This window comes from Brevundimonas sp., from assembly GCF_003248455.1.
GTDB lineage: Bacteria > Pseudomonadota > Alphaproteobacteria > Caulobacterales > Caulobacteraceae > Brevundimonas.
Window position 1 is genome coordinate 1 of the sequence record NZ_QFNM01000045.1, and the last position, 17,017, is coordinate 17,017.

At 68.9% G+C, this 17,017-nt stretch carries 16 protein-coding genes and 1 tRNA gene; 8 read left to right on the top strand and 9 right to left on the bottom strand.

The window, feature by feature from the left end:
• From DI624_RS14465 to trmB, 5 genes are all read right to left on the bottom strand, one after another.
• Positions 1-1,428: translation initiation factor IF-2 associated domain-containing protein (locus DI624_RS14465; RefSeq protein ID WP_291539894.1), on the bottom strand; the 1,428-nt coding region annotated here is incomplete at its 3' end.
• Between the two features lie 108 nt (positions 1,429-1,536).
• A complete protein-coding gene (locus DI624_RS14470) occupies positions 1,537-2,196 on the bottom strand; it encodes an RNA-binding protein (protein ID WP_291539896.1) in 660 nt (219 codons plus the stop codon).
• 18 nt (positions 2,197-2,214) lie between these two features.
• Complete coding sequence (gene nusA / locus DI624_RS14475) at positions 2,215-3,948, bottom strand: transcription termination factor NusA (protein ID WP_291539897.1); 1,734 nt, start codon at positions 3,946-3,948, stop codon at positions 2,215-2,217.
• Complete coding sequence (gene rimP, locus DI624_RS14480; RefSeq protein WP_291539899.1) at positions 3,948-4,544, bottom strand: ribosome maturation factor RimP; 597 nt, start codon at positions 4,542-4,544, stop codon at positions 3,948-3,950. Before rimP ends, nusA begins: the two co-directional genes overlap by 1 nt.
• A 129-nt stretch (positions 4,545-4,673) precedes the next feature.
• Positions 4,674-5,402 carry a tRNA (guanosine(46)-N7)-methyltransferase TrmB gene (trmB, locus tag DI624_RS14485; RefSeq protein ID WP_291539901.1) on the bottom strand — a complete coding sequence of 243 codons (729 nt, stop codon included), beginning with the start codon at positions 5,400-5,402 and terminating at the stop codon, positions 4,674-4,676.
• Between the two features lie 135 nt (positions 5,403-5,537).
• Between trmB and DI624_RS14490 the strand changes: the two genes are divergently transcribed.
• The 4 genes from DI624_RS14490 (at position 5,538) to arfB (ending at position 9,365) form a co-directional block, all read left to right on the top strand.
• Positions 5,538-7,016, top strand: coding sequence for an amidohydrolase (locus tag DI624_RS14490; RefSeq protein ID WP_291539903.1), 1,479 nt, complete (start codon positions 5,538-5,540; stop codon positions 7,014-7,016).
• Positions 7,016-8,371 carry an amidohydrolase family protein gene (locus DI624_RS14495; RefSeq protein WP_291539905.1) on the top strand — a complete coding sequence of 452 codons (1,356 nt, stop codon included), beginning with the start codon at positions 7,016-7,018 and terminating at the stop codon, positions 8,369-8,371. Before DI624_RS14490 ends, DI624_RS14495 begins: the two co-directional genes overlap by 1 nt.
• Before the next feature lie 134 nt (positions 8,372-8,505).
• Entirely contained in the window at positions 8,506-8,964 is a 459-nt protein-coding gene (locus tag DI624_RS14500; protein ID WP_291539907.1) for a YaiI/YqxD family protein, read from the top strand.
• Positions 8,961-9,365, top strand: coding sequence for an alternative ribosome rescue aminoacyl-tRNA hydrolase ArfB (gene arfB, locus DI624_RS14505; protein WP_150824089.1), 405 nt, complete (start codon positions 8,961-8,963; stop codon positions 9,363-9,365). The genes DI624_RS14500 and arfB overlap by 4 nt, the downstream gene beginning before the upstream one ends.
• Before the next feature lie 3 nt (positions 9,366-9,368).
• Here arfB and DI624_RS14510 read toward each other — a convergent pair whose 3' ends face one another.
• The 4 genes from DI624_RS14510 to DI624_RS14525 are packed head-to-tail and all read right to left on the bottom strand — an operon-like array spanning position 9,369 to position 12,974.
• Positions 9,369-9,821 carry a hypothetical protein gene (locus DI624_RS14510; protein WP_291539910.1) on the bottom strand — a complete coding sequence of 151 codons (453 nt, stop codon included), beginning with the start codon at positions 9,819-9,821 and terminating at the stop codon, positions 9,369-9,371.
• A gap of 43 nt (positions 9,822-9,864) precedes the next feature.
• A complete protein-coding gene (gene ubiB, locus DI624_RS14515) occupies positions 9,865-11,445 on the bottom strand; it encodes a 2-polyprenylphenol 6-hydroxylase (RefSeq protein ID WP_291539912.1) in 1,581 nt (526 codons plus the stop codon).
• On the bottom strand, positions 11,433-12,221 hold the full coding sequence (locus tag DI624_RS14520; RefSeq protein WP_291539914.1) for a class I SAM-dependent methyltransferase: 789 nt from the start codon (positions 12,219-12,221) through the stop codon (positions 11,433-11,435). Before DI624_RS14520 ends, ubiB begins: the two co-directional genes overlap by 13 nt.
• A 51-nt stretch (positions 12,222-12,272) precedes the next feature.
• The gene (locus DI624_RS14525; protein WP_150824093.1) at positions 12,273-12,974 is read right to left on the bottom strand and encodes a Crp/Fnr family transcriptional regulator; all 702 of its coding nucleotides are present in this window, start codon (positions 12,972-12,974) and stop codon (positions 12,273-12,275) included.
• A 150-nt stretch (positions 12,975-13,124) separates the two neighbouring features.
• On the opposite strand from DI624_RS14525, the gene DI624_RS14530 reads away from it, so the two are divergent.
• The 4 genes from DI624_RS14530 (at position 13,125) to DI624_RS14545 (ending at position 16,610) form a co-directional block, all read left to right on the top strand.
• Entirely contained in the window at positions 13,125-13,430 is a 306-nt protein-coding gene (locus tag DI624_RS14530) for a 4a-hydroxytetrahydrobiopterin dehydratase (protein WP_291539917.1), read from the top strand.
• Entirely contained in the window at positions 13,427-14,218 is a 792-nt protein-coding gene (locus DI624_RS14535) for an SDR family oxidoreductase (RefSeq protein ID WP_291539919.1), read from the top strand. The genes DI624_RS14530 and DI624_RS14535 overlap by 4 nt, the downstream gene beginning before the upstream one ends.
• A gap of 120 nt (positions 14,219-14,338) precedes the next feature.
• Positions 14,339-14,415, top strand: a tRNA-Arg gene (locus tag DI624_RS14540).
• 152 nt (positions 14,416-14,567) lie between these two features.
• Positions 14,568-16,610: a TonB-dependent receptor gene (locus tag DI624_RS14545; RefSeq protein WP_291539920.1), complete on the top strand. Its 2,043-nt coding sequence runs from the start codon at positions 14,568-14,570 to the stop codon at positions 16,608-16,610.
• The last annotated feature ends 407 nt before the right edge of the window (positions 16,611-17,017 follow it).

Here is a 17,017-nt window from a genome sequence, read left to right on the forward strand (position 1 = left end):
GGAATCGATCACGTCGTTGATCTTCATCATCATGCCCTGACGCATCAGGAATTTGATGATGTCGACGCCGCGCACGGCCATCCGGTTGGACAGTTCCTGCACGGTGATGACGTCGGGGATGACCACTTCGCGCGGACGGTTCGGCGCGTCGGTGGACCCGCCCTTGCGCTTTTCCTTCTCGCGTTCGCGAGCGCGGCGGACCGAGGCCAGCGAACGCATACGTTCGGCGGCGTCGCCGTCTCCGACCACCGACTGGATGGTCATGCGGCCTTCGCGGCGTTTGGGCTCGCCGCGCGTGCGGCTGACCGCCTTGCCGGCGTCGGAGAAGCGCTTCTCCCGGTCGTCGTCGCGACCGGCCGGGCGGCCGAAGCCGGCGCCGGGGGCGCGGCTGGGGCGGGCCACTTCCGGCGTGGCGGGCGGAGCGTTGGGCGCGGCGCGGCCGCCGGGGCCGGTGCGCGGGCCGCCTGGCCGGGCGGCGCCGGGGGCCGGACGCGGATTAAGGGCCGAATAGCGCACGGGCTCGGCCGGCTTGGCGCCTTGCGGACGCTGGCCCGGACGGGCGCCTTGCGGGCGATCGCTCTGCGGACGCTCGGTCGGTTGCGGACGGTCCGAATAGGACCGCTCTCCGCCGCCCATCGCCTGTTCGCGCGCCGAACGGCCGCCGAACGCGGGGCGTTCGGCCGGGGTGCGTTGCGGATTGCCCGGCTTGGGCACGCGCTGGCCGAAGTTGACCACGGGGCGAGCCGGAGCCGCCGGACGGGCGGGAGCGGCAGGCGCAGCGGAGGCTGCGGCTGGGGTCGCCGGGCTGGAGGCCGGAGCCGGAGCCGGGGCCGGCGTCGAAGCGGCGGGCGCGGCCGGCTTGGGCGCAGGCTTTGCGGGCTGGGGCGCAGCGGCGGCCAGTTTGGCGGCCTCGGCGCGCGCGGCCTCGGCGGCGGCCTTGGCGGCGGCGGCTTCGTCGCGGGCGGCCTGGGCGGCGCGCTCCGTGGCGGCGGCCTGTTCGCGCGCGGCGGCGTCGGCGGCGGCCTTGGCGGCGGCCTCGGCGGCGGCCTTGACGGCGTTGGCCTGGGTGGCCAGGGCGATGGCGCGACGACGCGCTTCCTGCTCCTCGGCCGACAGGGCGCCGCCGGCGGGTTGCGACGGACGCGGTCCTTGCGGACGCGCGGCCTGGGCGGCGGGCTGCGGACGTGCGACGTCGAAGCCCTGCGGCCGTTGCGGACCGCCGGCGCCGGGGCGGCGCTTGGTCTCGACCACCACCGTCTTGGAACGGCCGTGGCTGAAGCTCTGTTTCACCGTGCCGGTCGAAACCGAGCCCGCGGCGCGCGGCTTCAGGCTCAGCGGGGCGCGCGGCCCCGACTGGGAGGGCGCGCCCCCCGCATTGCCTTGTCCCGCGCCTTGGCCCTGGTTGGTCTTGTCGTTTTCGTCGCTCATCCGGTCGCTTTACTCGGGGCGGAAAATCCCGCCGTCGTCATCCAATACCCATGAACGACCGTGAGCCCGTCTCCGCCCTTGGAGACAGGCCCTCGGCCGTCAAAATCCTCAGCTCGCCCCTGGGGGGAGCGCTCCCGCCGGTCCGCCCTCGCCACTGGAAACCTCCCAGTGGGAAGGGCAAAGCGGCCGAAATCCAGCCAGTCGTTCGACCTCGATGGTCCAGCGATCGGCGCGTCCGCCCGCAAGCAGGACGGCGTGTATCGCATTTTCCAGCCCAAGGGCCAAACTCAAATCGTCCGCCGTGAACGCGCCGCAGACCTTGGCGGTCTGATGACGGGCCAGGGCCAGCATCTTTGCGCGCCCGTCAGCCGCCCCGTCGGCGGCCTCGATCAACCAGGCGGCCTTGCCGGAACGCAGGTTCGCGGCGGATTTTTCGAAGCCGGATATAAGAACGCCTTCGCGCCGGGCAAGACCCAGTTGGTCGAGACAGCGCTTCGCCAGCAGCCGTTCGACCGTATCGGCCAGGTCGGCCGGGGCGTTCAGACGGGTCTTGGCCGCGCGGGCGAAGCCGTTCTTCCTGACCGCCGCCTCGACGGAGGCGCGGCTGGCCTCGACCCACAGGCCGCGGCCGGGCAATTTCCTGCCCAGGTCGGGAACCACCTGGCCATCGGGCCCGGCGACGAAACGGATCAGACGAGATTCATCCATGACCTGATGCGAAACCAGGTCGCGGCGTTCCCTATCGATCGTTGCGTCGCGCAAGCTCATATGCGGCCAGGTCTCCCATCACGCGTTCGACGGTTCGGAGCCGTCCTCGACGAGGACCTCCGCGTCACCGGCTGCGGGCGCGTCGCCGAACACCTGGTCCGGATCGTATTCGCCATCGGCGTAGTCGCCCTCGTCTTCGTACTCTTCGGGTTCCGGCTGAGGCAGTTCCGAGGCGTCGATCCAGCCGGCCGCCACGCGGGCCTGCAGGATCAGCAGTTCGGCGTCTTCCTGGGCCAGGTTGAAGCTTTCCAGCACGCCGGGGACCTTCACCCGCTCGCCGTTCCTGACCTCATAGCCGCCGCGGATTTCGTCCGTGGCCAGGTCGGCCAGGTCCTCGACCGTCTTGACGCCGCCTTCGCCCAGGGCGACGGCCATGGCCAGGGTGACGCCGGGCACGTCCAGGACGGCGTCCTCGACGCCCAGTTCGACGCGCTTGGCGTCAAGCTCGGCGGCTTTCTTGTCCAGATATTCGCGGGCGCGGGCCTGAAGCTCCTCGGCGGTCTCCTCGTCGAAGCCCTCGATCTCGGAGACTTCGTAGGCGTCGACATAGGCCAGATCCTCCACCGTGGCGAAGCCTTCCGTGACCAAGAGCTGGGCGATGACCTCGTCCACGTCCAGGGCTTCCTGGAACAGGGCGGTGCGTTCGCTGAACTCGCGCTGGCGGCGCTCGCTATCCTGCGCCTCGGTGATGATGTCGATCTGCCAGCCGGTCAGTTGCGAGGCCAGGCGCACGTTCTGGCCGCGACGGCCGATGGCCAGCGACAGCTGCTCGTCCGGCACGACCACCTCGACGCGGCCGGCTTCTTCGTCCAGCACGACCTTGGAGACCTCGGCGGGCGCCAGGGCGTTGACGATGAAGGTCGGCTCGTCGGGGTTCCACTGGATGATGTCGATCTTCTCGCCCTGCAGTTCGGCGACGACCGCCTGAACGCGCGAGCCGCGCATGCCGACGCAGGCGCCGACGGGATCGATGGAGCTGTCGTTCGACAGCACGGCCATCTTGGCGCGCGAGCCGGCGTCGCGCGCGGCGGCGCGGATCTCGATCACGCCGTCATAGACCTCGGGCACTTCCTGGGCGAACAGCTTGGCCATGAAGCCGGGATGGGCGCGCGACAGCATGACCTGCGGGCCCTTGGCCTCGGGCCGGACGTCGTAGATGTAGGTGCGGATGCGGTCGCCGATGTTGAACACTTCGCGCGGAATGGACTGGTCGCGGCGCATCACGCCCTCGCCCCGGCCCAGATCCACGATGGTGTTGCCGTATTCGACGCGCTTGACCGTGCCGTTGACGATTTCGCCGACGCGATCCTTGAACTCTTCGTACTGGTTGGCGCGCTCGGCCTCGCGCACCTTTCCGGTCACGACCTGACGGGCCATCTGGGTCTGGACGCGGCCGAATTCGAACGGCGGCAGCTGTTCGACGTATTCCTTGCCGACTTCGGCCTCGGGGTCGCGCTTCAGGGCGTCCTTCAGACGCACCATGGCGCTGTCGTTGAACTCTTCCAGCTCGTCTTCCGGCGCCCAGTCGTCGGCGACGATGGTGACGTGACGGGTCAGGGACAGTTCGCCCGTCTTGTGGTCGATCTTGGCGCGGATGTCGTGGTGGGCGCCGTAGCGCGACTTGGCGCCCTTCTGGATCGCCTCCTCGATGGCCTCGATCACGATCTCGCGGTCGATGTTCTTTTCGCGGGCGACCGCGTCGGCGATCTGCAGCAGTTCGAGGCGGTTGGCGGAAATACCGGTGACGGCCATCAGGCGTTGTCCTCAGAAGGGGTCGTGGTGTCGGTGATTTGATCGGCCCCGCCTTCGGGCAGGCCGTCGTCTTCAGGTTCGCCGCGCGCGGCGCGGATGGCGGCCCCGCGCTTCATCAGGGCGTCGGTCAGGACCAGCTTGGCGTCGGCCAGCCAGTCGAAGGGGATCAGGGCGGTGTCCTCCTCGCCGTCCAGGTCGATCAGGACGTTTCCACCCTCGAACCCGGCCAGCACGCCCTTGAAGCGTTTACGGCCCTCGATCATCCGATCGGTCTCCAGCCGTGCCTCCTCGCCCTCGAACAGATCGAAGTCGATGGGACGGGTCAGGGGCCGGTCGACGCCGGGCGACGAGACCTCCAGCAGATATTCGCCGGAGATGGGATCGGCGGCGTCGAACACCTCGGACACCGCGCGGCTCAGCTTGGCGCACTGTTCGACCGAGATGTCGTGGTCGGTCGGGCGCTCGGCCATGATCTGAAGCCGCTGGCGCTTGGCGCCGGACATCAGGCGCACGCGCACCACATCCAGGCCGAGCGAGCCCGCGATGGGGTCGATCAGCTCAAGCAGTTGGCGATCCTGGGCGGTCTTTGCGCGCAAGCGACGAATATCCAAAACAAAAGCGGCGGTCCGTCCGGGCCGCCGCTTGGAACGACGCCGTTGGACGCCGGTCTAACGATGTGAAGGGCCATATAGGCGCTTCACGACCGCTTGTCAGCCCTCTTCTGTTCAGACCCGCCTGAACTGCAGGAAGATCGGCGCGGTGTCGCCCAGCTTCTTTTCCTCGTAGCGGGTCACGACATGGTCGGCGGGCGGGACGAACCAGTCCTGGTCGGCCTCACTCTGGTTCTCTGGACCGATGCGCTCCAGCCCCGGCGTCCGTTCCAACCGCTCCAGCGCCCATTCGGCGTAGTCCAGCCAGTCGGTGACGAAACGCAGGGTTCCGCCCGGCTTCAGGATGCGGGCGAAGACCTGGGCGGTCTCGTCCTGCAGCAGGCGGCGCTTGTTGTGGCGCGCCTTGTGCCAGGGATCGGGGAACAGGATCAGCACGCGGTCGACCGAGGCGTCGGGCAGGGCGTCGATCAGGTCGCGCGCGTCGTCGGCGTGAATGCGGACATTCTTCAGCCCGCCCTCTTCCACATGCCGCAGGGCCGAGGCGACCCCGTTCAGAAAGGGCTCGCAGCCGATCACCAGGGCGTCGGGTCGTTTCGCCGCCTGGGCCGCCATATGTTCGCCGCCGCCGAAGCCGATCTCCAGCCAGACCTCGGCGGCTTCGGGCATCATCGCCTGCGGGTCGAGCGGCCCGGCCTTGGGGTCCGGCACGGCGATGGCGGGCAGCAGGGTTTCCATCAGGGCCGCCTGGCGCGGCTTGATCGGACGGGCCTTGATGCGGCCGAACGACCGCAGCGGGCGGTCCAGGCGGGGGGTGGCGTCCTGGGGACTGTCTTCAGCGCTCATCCGCCTGCCGTTAGCCGCCGTGCGAGAAGGCGTCCAGAGAAGGCGCAAAACCTTTTGACGGTCCGGGCCGAACACCCTTCTATGTCGACCGGAAAGACACGTCGGGCTGGCGCGTCGTCGGCAAGAGGGGATTCGATGATCGGAAATCATCTGCGGGGCGCCGGCCTCGCGGCCATAAGCTGTGCGGTTCTGGGCCTGTCGGCCTGCGCGACGACGGGCCAACCGGGCGACCAGGCCGCCGCCAAGCCGTCGCGGGATCGGACCCTGGCCGCAGGGCTGGACCCGGCGACGACGCTGGATCCCTATCCCTCGACCTACCAGCCGCTGCCGCGCGAGAATTTCGCCGTGGTCGGCGCCACCGTCCTGACCGGCACGGACCGCAAGATCGACAACGGCGTGGTCGTGGTCACGGACGGCAGGATCGCCGCCGTCGGCGACGCCTCCACCCCCGTCCCGGCCGGCTACAAGGTCGTGGACGCGCGCGGCCGCTACGTCACCCCCGGCGTCATCGACGTCCACAGCCACCTCGGCGTCTATCCCTCGCCCGGCGTTCAGGGCATGAGCGACGGCAACGAGGCGACCAGTCCGAACACCGCCCAGGTCTGGGCGGAACATTCGCTGTGGCCGCAGGACCCCGGCTTCAACACCGCCCGCGCAGGCGGCGTCACGACGATGCACATCCTGCCCGGTTCGGCCAATCTGTTCGGCGGGCGCGGCGTGACCATCCGCAACGTGCCGTCGATCACCATGCAGGGGATGAAGTTCCCGGCCGCCCCCTATACGGTCAAGATGGCCTGCGGCGAAAACCCGTCGCGGGTCTACGGGTCTCGCAACCAGAGCCCGGCGACCGGCATGGGCAATATGGCCGGCTATCGCGCCGCCTTCATCGCCGCGCGCGAATACAAGGCCAAATGGGACAAGTGGCATGAGACCGGCGAAGGGACGGCCCCGACCCGCAACCTGCAGAACGAGACCCTGGCGGGCGTTCTGGACGGTTCGATCCTGATCCAGAACCACTGCTACCGCGCCGACGAGATGGCGCTGATGATGGATATGGCCAAGGAGTTCGGCTACCGCATCGCCACCTTCCACCACGCGACCGAGGCCTACAAGCTGGCGCCGCAACTGGCTCAGAACGGCATCTGCGCGGCCATGTGGACCGGCTGGTGGGGCTTCAAGATGGAGGCCCTGGACGCCATCGAGGAGAACGCCGCCCTGGTCGACGCCCAGCCCGGATCGTGCGCGGTGATCCACTCCGACGACGCGCTTCTGACCCAGCGCCTGAACCAGGAGGCCGCCGCCGCCCTGTCGGCAGGCCGCCGCGCCGGGCTGAACATCTCGGAAGAACACGCCATCGGCTGGTTCACCTCCAACGCCGCCAAGGCCATCGGCATCGCCGATCAGACGGGGTCGCTGACACCCGGCCTGCGCGCCGACGTGGTGATCTGGAGCGCCGATCCCTTCTCTATCTACGCCCGCGCCGACCAGGTCTTCGTCGACGGCGCCCTGACCTTCGACCGCGCGAACCCCGCTTATCAGCCGACCAGCGACTTCGAACTGGGCCAGCCCGGCTATGGGCTGGCCGCCGCCAACGTCCGGGAAGGAGCCCGCTGATGCGCCTGTCGTCCATTCTCGCCGGCGCCGCTGCGGCCCTGGCGCTCGCCGCGCCCGCCTTCGCTCAGGAAACCGTAGCCATCGTCGGCGGGCGCATCCTGACCGGAACCTCGGTCATCGAAAGCGGCACGGTCGTGCTGCGCGACGGCAAGATCGTCTCGGTCGGCGCCGGCGGCGCCCCGGCCGGCGCGCGCGTGATCGACGCCGCGGGCAAGACCGTCGCCCCCGGCTTCGTCGCCGTGGATTCGGGCCTGGCCGGCGCGGAGGTCAGTTCTGTTCGCGGAACCAACGCCTTGAGGAACGCCGCCAACAATCTGTCGGCCGCCTTCGATGTCTCTTATGGCCTGGATCCGTGGTCTTTCACCCTGCCGGTGGCGCGTCTGGGCGGGATCACCCGCGCGGTCGTCGTGCCCCAGCATCCGGGGTCGTCGGGCGGCCATGTTCACGAGGACGAAACGGCCGGCGTGGGCGACGGCGGCTATCAGACGCCCGGCCTGTTCGCCGGTCAGGCCGCCGTCATCAACCTGGGCCCCGATCTGGCGGGCGGCGGGGCCGACATCCTGGTCAAGCCGCGCGTGGCCATGGTCGCCCCCTTCGGCGAGGCGGGGGCGGCGGTCGCCGGCGGCGCTCGGGGCGCCCAGTTCGTCCTGTTCAAGGAGACGATGGCGGAGGTCAGGCTCTACGCCCGCAACAAGGCCGCCTACGACCGGGCGGCGCTGCGCGATCTCAGCCTGTCGCGGGCCGACCTGGAGGCCCTGATCCCGGTCGCCGATGGAACCCTGCCTTTGATCGTCACCGTACACCGGGCGTCCGACATCCAGCAGGTGCTGCGACTGGCGCGCGAGGAAGGAATCAAGCTGATCCTGGACGGCGCAGAGGAGGGCTGGCTGGTGGCGGGCGATATCGCCTCGGCCGGCGTGCCGGTGCTGCTGAATCCCATCGACAACCTGCCCTCGGACTTCGAGATGCGGGCGGCGCGGATGGAGAATGCGGCGGCCCTGAACGCGGCCGGCGTGCTGATCGCCATTAAGGGCAACGAGGGGTCGACCCACCGCGCCCGCGACGCGCGCTACAACGCCGGCAATGCGGTCTCGCACGGCCTGCCCTATCAGGCCGCCATCGCGGCCCTGACCGTCAATCCGGCCAGGATTTTCGGCATGGCGGGCCAGTTCGGCCAGATCGCCCCGGGCGCGGCCGGCGACGTGGTGGTCTGGTCCGGCGATCCGCTGGAGCCGCTGAGCCAGCCCTCGGTCATCTTCGTCAACGGGGTCGAACAGCCGCTGGCCAGCCGCCCGCTGCTGCTGCGCGACCGCTACCGTCAACAGACGCCGATGCCGCCGGCCTATCGCAACTGACGGCCGGTTCGGTTTGAGCGGAGGGGCGGGGCCGTTCGGTCCCGCCCTTTTTATGTCCGCCTTGTTCCGTCGCCTGAAAGGGGAGCCGGCGAGACACAGGTGACGCTCGCCCCTGTCCGCGCTAGGTCACGCCTATGCCCACCGTCCTCTACATCGACGCCGACGCCTGCCCGGTGAAGGAGGAGGTCTATCGCGTGGCGCGCCGCTACGGGCTGAAGACCTATGTCGTCTCCAACGCCTGGATGCAGGTCCCGCGCGAGGCCCTGATCGAACAGGTGGTGGTCGACGCCGGGCCGGACATCGCAGACGACTGGATCGCCGAAAGAGCCGGGGCCGGCGATGTGGTGATCACGGCCGACATCCCTCTGGCCGACCGCTGCCTGAAATCGGGCGCCCAGGCGCTGAAATCCAACGGCCAGCCCTTCACCCAGGATTCGATCGGATCGGCGCTGGCCGGGCGGATGGTGGGCGAGCATCTGCGGTCGATGGGGGTGGCAACGTCCGGCCCGCCGCCATTCTCCGCCGCCGACCGCTCGCGCTTTCTCCAGGCGCTGGACCAGGCCGTGGTCAAGGCGCGCAGGACCGCGTCATGACCGCCGTCATTCCCGAGGACGAACTGGAGTTTCACTTCTACCGCGCCGGCGGCCCCGGCGGCCAGAACGTGAACAAGGTGGCGACCGCCGTTCAGATGCGGTTCGACGTCAGGCGCTCTCCCTCCTTGACCGAGCCGGTCAAGACGCGGCTCATGAAGCTGGCGGGAAGCCGCCTGACGCAGGAGGGAGTCATACTGATCAACGCCGTGCGGTTCCGCACCCAGGAGCGCAACCGCGCCGACGCCATAGCTCGGCTTCAGGAGATGGTGGACGCCGCCTCGGTCCGGCCGGTCTTTCGCGTGCCGACCCGTCCCACCAAGGCCTCGAAGGAGAGACGGCTGAAAGCCAAGACCAGTCGCGGCGCCATCAAGTCCGGGCGAGGCAAGCCCGCTCTCGACTGAGGATCAGCTTTCGGCCGGGCGGAACAGCAGGGCCGCGATCTTGTCGTCGGCGTCGAAGCCGATCAGCCATTCGGTCGCCTGGTTGTCGAACGTGACCTTGAACAGCTGCGCCTCCCCCTCCTGACGCGCATATTCGACCGTCTTCACCGCACCGAAGCCCTTGATCAGGGCTGTGACCTGCTCGGCCTGAGCGCGAATCTGCGTCGCCAGATTGGGTGTGAAATCGGCATAGTCGAAGCCGCCGCCCTGAACGTCGGCGATCACGCCGCGAAGGGCTTCTTCAGCGCGCGCGACATCCGGCGCCGAAGCCGTCGCGGGGGCGACCGGCCGTGCCGGCGCCGCTTGGGCGGGGGTCTGGGGCTGGGTCTGCCCCGGGCGGTCGAAGGCGTTGGGGACGGACGCGGCCGCCGCCTGGGCCAGGGCCGGGGCGGGCGTCAGGATCAGGGCTGCGCTCACCAAGGTCTTCGTCAGCATCGTGTGCATGGTCGTCGGGCTCCGGTCAGGTCAGATAGGGCCAGAGCGAAAGGCCCAGGGCCGTCAGCGCCGCGATAACCGCGACCGTGACGGAAACCGCCAGCCAAGCCGGAGTTCCCGACTTTTCCATGACCACCGTGGTCGGGCGCGGCGGTTCCTGCACCAGGCGAGAGAGAGCGCGAGCGGCGGCGATCATCTCGTTCAGGGCGTCCCAGGCCTGAGCCTGGGGTCCCAGCTCGCGCCGGATCCAGCGTTCGACCACCGGCTGGGCCGCCTTCCACAGGTCGTGGTCGGGCTGAAGGCGGCGCGCCACCCCCTCGACCGAGACCATGGTCTTCTGCAGCAGGATCAGTTCGGGGCGCAGCCGCATGTCGAACAGGGCGGTGATCTCGAACAATTGGCCCAGCAGCCGGCCCATCGACACCTGGCTGGCGGCGCGGCCGATCACCGGCTCGCCCACCGCGCGCAGGGCTTGGGCGAAGGTCTCGACCGAATGGTGGGCGGGCACATAGCCGGCCTCGAAATGCACACGGGCGATCCGGTCGTAGTCGCGGCTGATGAAGCCCCACAGGATTTCGGCCAGATAGCGCCGCTCGGCCGGACCCAGCCGCCCGACGATGCCGAAGTCGATGGCGGTCAGATGGGCGGGCGCGCTGGCGAACAGATTGCCCTCGTGCAAATCGGCGTGGAAGGCGCCGTGGTCCAGCGCCTGGACCAGGAAGGCGCGCACGACATTGTCGGCCAGCTGGTTCTTGTCCAGTCCCGGCAGATCCATCAGCGCCGGGTCGGTCATGGGCACGCCTTGCGCCCACTCCAGCGTCAGCACCCGCTTGCCCACCCCGTCCCAGATCACGGCGGGGGCGGACATATAGCCGTCCTTGGCCATGACCTCGGCCATTTCGCTGGCGGCGGCGGCCTCCAGCCGCATGTCCAGCTCCAGGTCCAGGGAGTTGGCGATGGTCTCGACGAAGGCCTGCGGCTCCAGCCGGCGCGCCATCGGAACCAGCTTCCACACCAGGGCGGCGGCCAGCCGCATCGAATCCAGCCCGTTGGCCACGCGACGCTCGACCCCCGGGCGCAGCACCTTGACCGCCACGGCCCGGCCGTCGGCCAGAGTCGCGCGGTGCGCCTGGGCCAGGGAGGCGGCGGCGACCGGCGGTTCAAGGTCGACGAACAGGCTTTCGACCGGCCGGCCCAGCGAGCGTTCGATCTCGCGTCGGGCCTCCTCCAAAGGAAAGGGCGGCAGCCGATCCTTCAACCGACCCAGGTCGCGCGCGAACGCCAGCCCGAAGATGTCGGCGCGGGTGGCCAGGACCTGGCCCAGCTTGATCGCCACCGGCCCAAGGTGTTCGAAGGCGGCGCCCAGCCGCTGGCCCGGCCGCCCCTGCCGCCCGGCGCGACCCGAGAACATCTGCACGAAGCGCGCGAACGGCCGCGACCAGGCGGGCAGCAGCGGCGTCACCTCGCGCGGGACCAGGGCGTCGTGGCGCACCAGGACCCACAGCCAGCCCAGCAGCCGCAGAAAGGCCGCGACCGGGTTGTGCACCGCCACGGTCGCCGGCGGCGGCGGAGCCGTGCGATAGATGCGGCTGGTCAGATCGCCCACCCGTGATGGATGGCGGCGATCCCGCCCGACAGATTGGTCACGGAGACGCGGCGGAAGCCGGCGTCCTCGATCATCCCCTTGAACGCCGCCTGGTCGGGGAAGCGGCGGATGCTCTCGACCAGATACTGATAGCTGTCGCGGTCCTTGGCGACCCAGCCGCCGATGCGCGGAATGGCGTGGAAGGACCAGGCGTCATAGACCTTGCGGATCGGCGCGGTGGTGGGCCGCGAGAACTCCAGGCACAGGAACCGGCCGCCCAGCTTCAGCACGCGACGCGCCTCCGCCAAGGCCTTGTCGATATGGGCCACGTTCCTAATGCCGAAACTGATCGAATAGGCGTCGATGGAGGCGTCGGGCAGCGGCAGGTTCATCGCGTCCCCGACCGACCAGCTCATTTCCGGCTCGCCGCCCTTGTGCACGCCCGCCAGGATCATCTCGGCGTTGTAGTCCAGCACGACGACATTGGCGTCCTCGCCGCCCCGCCGCTCCTGAGCCGCGCGCGCCATCTTCGAATAGCGTCGGGCCATGTCGCCGGTGCCGCCCGCGACGTCCAGAATGGTCTCGCCCGGACGCGGGTTCAGCTTGGCGGCGGCGATATCCTTCCAGATGCGGTGGACGCCCACGCTCATCAGGTCGTTCATCACGTCGTAGTTCGAGGCGACGGAATCGAAGACCCCGCGCACCATCCTCACCTTCTCGCGCGCATCGACGTCGCGAAAGCCGAAGGAGGAACGATCGCCCTGCGAATGCGGGCCGTGGGAGGAGGCGTCGGTCATGTCCATCGTCTAGCGCGTCGCCGCGCCGCCGTCACCCGATCAGAACGGCGATCAGGCCGCTTCCGGTCGCGGCAGCTCCAGATCCTTCATCACGTCGCGCATCAGGCCGTAACAGCCGCAGGAGGCCGCCTCCAGTCCGTCGCGGTCCAGGACCTTGACCCAGCCGCGCCCGCGCTGGATCAGGGACTTGCCCTCCAGCACCGATCCGACCTCGGACACGGTGGCGCGGCGCACGCCCAGCATTCCGGCGATGTCGGCCTGGGTCAGTTCGAAACGGTCGTCCTCGGCCCGGTCGTGCAGCGTCAGCAGCCATCGCGCCAGCCGCTCGTCCAACCGATGCTGGGCGTTGCAGGCGGCGGCCTGCTGGACCTGGGCCATCAATCCCTCGGTGAAGCGCGCCAGGGCCAGACGCAGGCTCTCGCTCCTGTCCAGCGCCTCGCCGAACACCTCGGCCGAACAATAGGCCGCCAGGCCGTCGCGCTGGGAGATGGCGCGGCTGGCGGCGCGGGCGTTCAGCGGTCCGCACGTCACGCCGATCAGGCCTTCGCGACCGATGGCGGCGGTCTCGACCATCTTGTCGTCGGGCAGGACCGTCATCAGCGACACGACCCCCTTGATCGGAAACCAGACCTGGTCGACCGCTTCGCCGGCATCGTACAGCATCTGGCCGCGCGTGATCGCGGACTGTTTCAGATGCGGTTCGATCCGCCTTCGGTCGGCCGCGTCGAGGGCGCCGATCCACAGATTGTCCATCCTCATCTCCTCGGCCTGGTTTTACCGGCTTCGCCTAAACGCACAGCCACGCTTGAACCGGGAGATCAACGCCCAAGCTTGGCCAGATGTTCCCGACGCTTGCCGGCCGCGCGCGGGCGCCTTACGCCAAGGGAAAAAGAGGAAACATCCATGACAGACGCCCGCTCGGACGTTGCGGAAATCCTGAAAGGCCTGCCGGCTTGGCGCGCGGCCGGCGGCGCGCGGCCCGCCATCGAACGGAGCCTGACCTTCGAGGATTTCAACGCCGCTTTCGGCTTCATGGCCCGGGTGGCCCTGATGGCGGACAGGATGGACCACCATCCCGAATGGTCCAATGTCTACAATCGCGTCGAAATCGTGCTGACGACCCACGACGCCGGCGGCGTCACCGAGCGCGACGCGACCCTGGCCCGCTTCATCGACGCCGCGGCCGCCGGCATGGGGGTGCGGTCATGAGCGGCCGCACCGGCCGCGTGGCCGGCAAGACCGTCCTGATCACCGGCGCCGCCGGCGGCCTGGGCGAGGCCATGGCCCTGATGATGGCGCGCGAAGGCGCCCGCGTCGCCGTGACAGACATCGATGGCCCGCGCATCCGGGCCCTGGCCGAGCGGATCAATGCGGAAATCGCCGGCGCCGCCTTCGCCTATGTCCATGACGTGGCCAGCGAGACCGACTGGGAGAGGGTGATCGCCGCCGCCGTCGCCGACCTGGGCGGGCTTTCGGTCCTGGTCAACAACGCCGGGGTCGGCGGGCCCCTGGCCTTCGTCGAACAGGACACGATCGAGAACTGGCAGCGTCAGTACGAGGTCAATCTACGCTCCATCATGCTGGGCGCCAAACACGCCATGCCGCATCTGCGCGCCGCCGCGCCGGCCTCCATCGTCAACATCTCGTCCATCGCGGGCCTGGCCGCCGCTCCCGGCATGGGCGCCTACAACGCCACCAAGGCCGCCGTCTGGATGTACACCAAGACCCTGGCGCTGGAGGCGGCCAAGGCCGACTGGAACGTGCGCTGCAACTCGGTGCATCCGGTCTTCATCAAGACGCCGATCCTGGACCCCTTCATCGCCATGGCCGGCGGGGACGAGGGCAAGGCCCACGAACGCCTGGCGCGCGGCATTCCGCTGAAGCGGATCGGCGAGCCCGACGACGTCGCCTGGTGCGTCCTCTATCTGGCGTCGGACGAATCCAAGTTCGTCACGGGCGCCGAGTTCAAGATCGACGGCGGCATGACGGCGCAGTAAGCGCCCCGCCGTTTGCCGGTCTGGCCTCGTCCCGGCCCTGAAAGACGGTCGGACGCTTATTCAGGTTGAGGCCGCCCGCGCCATGCTGTAAGCGGCCTTTTCCGGCGTAACGCCGCGCACGCACCCGTAGCTCAGCTGGATAGAGTGCTGCCCTCCGAAGGCAGAGGTCACAGGTTCGAATCCTGTCGGGTGCGCCATTCTTCCTAAAAATCGACGCATCATGAGCCGATCGGGCGAGCGCCTCGGCGTGCCTTTCGAGCCGCACAAGGGCCAGGAACGCCAAGACCGGCTTGACCGGTCGTGACGTTATCTCATAACACATCTTCTCCCTCCCTCGAAGGTCATCGCCATGCGTTCCTCCCCCGCCCTGCGTTCGCTGCTTCTGGCTGCGGTCGGCTCAACCGTCCTGGTCGGCGCGGCCGCCGCCCAATCGACCCCGCCGACCGCGAATGCGCCGACGACGCTGGACGACGTCGTCGTCACCGGCGCCCCTTACGGCGTCAGCCAGCGCGCGGCGGTCATCGCCACCGACATACTGGACGAGGAAACCCTGGCCACCGCCCCGGCCGCCTCGTTGGGCGACTTGCTAAACGGTCGGCCCGGCGTCCGCTCGACCGACTTCGCCCCCGGCGCCAGCCGCCCGGTCATTCGCGGTCTGAGCGGTCCGCGCGTCCAAGTTCTGACCAACGGCATCGGCCTGATCGACGCCAGTTCGGTTTCGCCCGACCACGCCGTGGCGACGGACCCCGCCGAGGCCAACCGGATCGAGATCATCCGCGGCCCCGCCACATTGGTCTATGGCGGTTCAGCCATCGGCGGCGTGGTCAATGTGCTGGACGACCGCATTCCCACCGCCATTCCGGAAGGCGGCATCGACGGCGTCGTCTCAGCCCAGGCCTCCAGCGTCGACGACGGTCGCGGCGGCTTCGCCCGCGTCACGGCCGGCGCCGGGAACTTCGCCTTCAACGTCGATGCGGTGAAGCGCAAGACGGACGACTATGAAATCCCCGCCCCGGCCATCTCGGCCCGTCTCGCCGCTGCCGAAGGCATCGCGCGCGGCGACGGCGGCAAGCAACCGAACAGCTACACCGACCTGGAGACCTGGGGCGTCGGCGGCGCCTATATCGGCGACAAGGGCTTCGCCGGCGTCTCCTACAAGAACACCGATAGCGAATACGGCACGGTCGCCGAGGAATCGGTCTTCATCAAGCTGAATCAGAAGCGCTGGGACGCGCGCGGGGAATATCGGTTCGACGACGGTCCCTTCTCGGCCATCCGCGGCTCCTACGGCCATGCCCAGTACACCCACACGGAGTTCGAGGACGTCGGCGAACCCGGCACCGTCTTCAACTCCGACGGCTGGGAGGCGCGCGCCGACCTGGTTCAGCGCCAGCGCGGCGGCTGGAATGGGGCCCTGGGCGTGCAGGCCCTGTCGCGCAACTTCGAGGCCATAGGCGAGGAAGCCTTCGTCCCCACCGTCGATATCGACGAGGTCGGGGTCTATACGGTCCAGCGTCTGGACCGGGGCAACCACGGTTTCGAAGGGGGACTGCGTTATGATCGGCGCGAACTGTCCGGCACGCCCATCGGCGGGACCAGCCAGGTCGATCGCACCTTCGACAATTGGTCCGCCTCGGCCGCCGCCTTCCTGCGCCCGGCGCCCGGCCTGTTCCTGGGTCTCAGCCTGGCCCACAACGAACGGGCGCCCAGCGAGGTCGAGCTGTACGCAGACGGCGTCCACATCGCCACCGCCGCCTATGAGACCGGCGACCTGACCCTGTACAGCGAAAAGGTCACGACGCTGGAAGGCACCGCCCATTACGACCGCGGCCGGTTCACGGGCGATCTTCACGTCTATCATTCCTGGTACAATGGCTTCATCGACGAGCGGCCGACTGGCGAGCAGTTCTATTTCGAGGAAGAGGACGAGTATTTCCCCGTCTATCGCTTCGTTCAGACCGACGCGAAATTCTACGGCTTCGAACTGGAGGGTGCCTACGCCCTGTGGCAGGACGGCGATCGCAAGCTCTCGCTGGAAGGGGCGGCCGACTATGTCCACGCCGAGACCGACTTCGGCCCCGCCGCACGGATTCCGCCCTACTCCCTTACTGGCCGCCTAGCCTGGACTTCGACGCGATTCGACGTCAGCGGCGAGATCCGCCATGTCGGTGAACAGGATCGCGTCGCCAACGAGTTCGAGTTGCCTACGGACGACTACACCCTGCTGAACCTGTCGGCGGCGGTGCGGCCGTTCCCCCAGCAGAACGTGACCCTGTTCGCCGAGGCGCGGAACCTGACCGACGAGGAGGCGCGCGAACACGTCTCCTTCCTGAAGGACATCGCCCCCCTGCCGGGCCGCAACCTGCGCGTCGGCGTCGCCTATCGGTTCTGATTCAGGTCCGAGTACAGAAGGGCGGCGCTTATTACAACGCCGCCCTTTTTTGCTTGGGAGCGCTTGACCTGAACTATACGTAATAACATTATACGTTCCTCTATCGGGGATTCATCGTCATGTCGCTTTTCACGCGTTCCGCTTGACGGGCGGCGCTCGCCGTCGCTTTCGCCTCGCCCGCTGCCCTGGTATGGCCGAGGAGGCGCACCGCAACAGTTGCCCCAGGTGGTCGTCACCATTACCGCCACCCCGCGGACGGTTCCTGACGCTTGCGGATGCGGCCGAAAAGTTGGAGGCTTGGCGCAGAGTGACGTGCCCCCCCTCTGTTCCCTCGATCATTGTGAGAGCCCAGGGGGTTGATAGCCGATCTGCTGCGCCGGCGGGAGCGGCCGTGCGGCGGAGCTGAT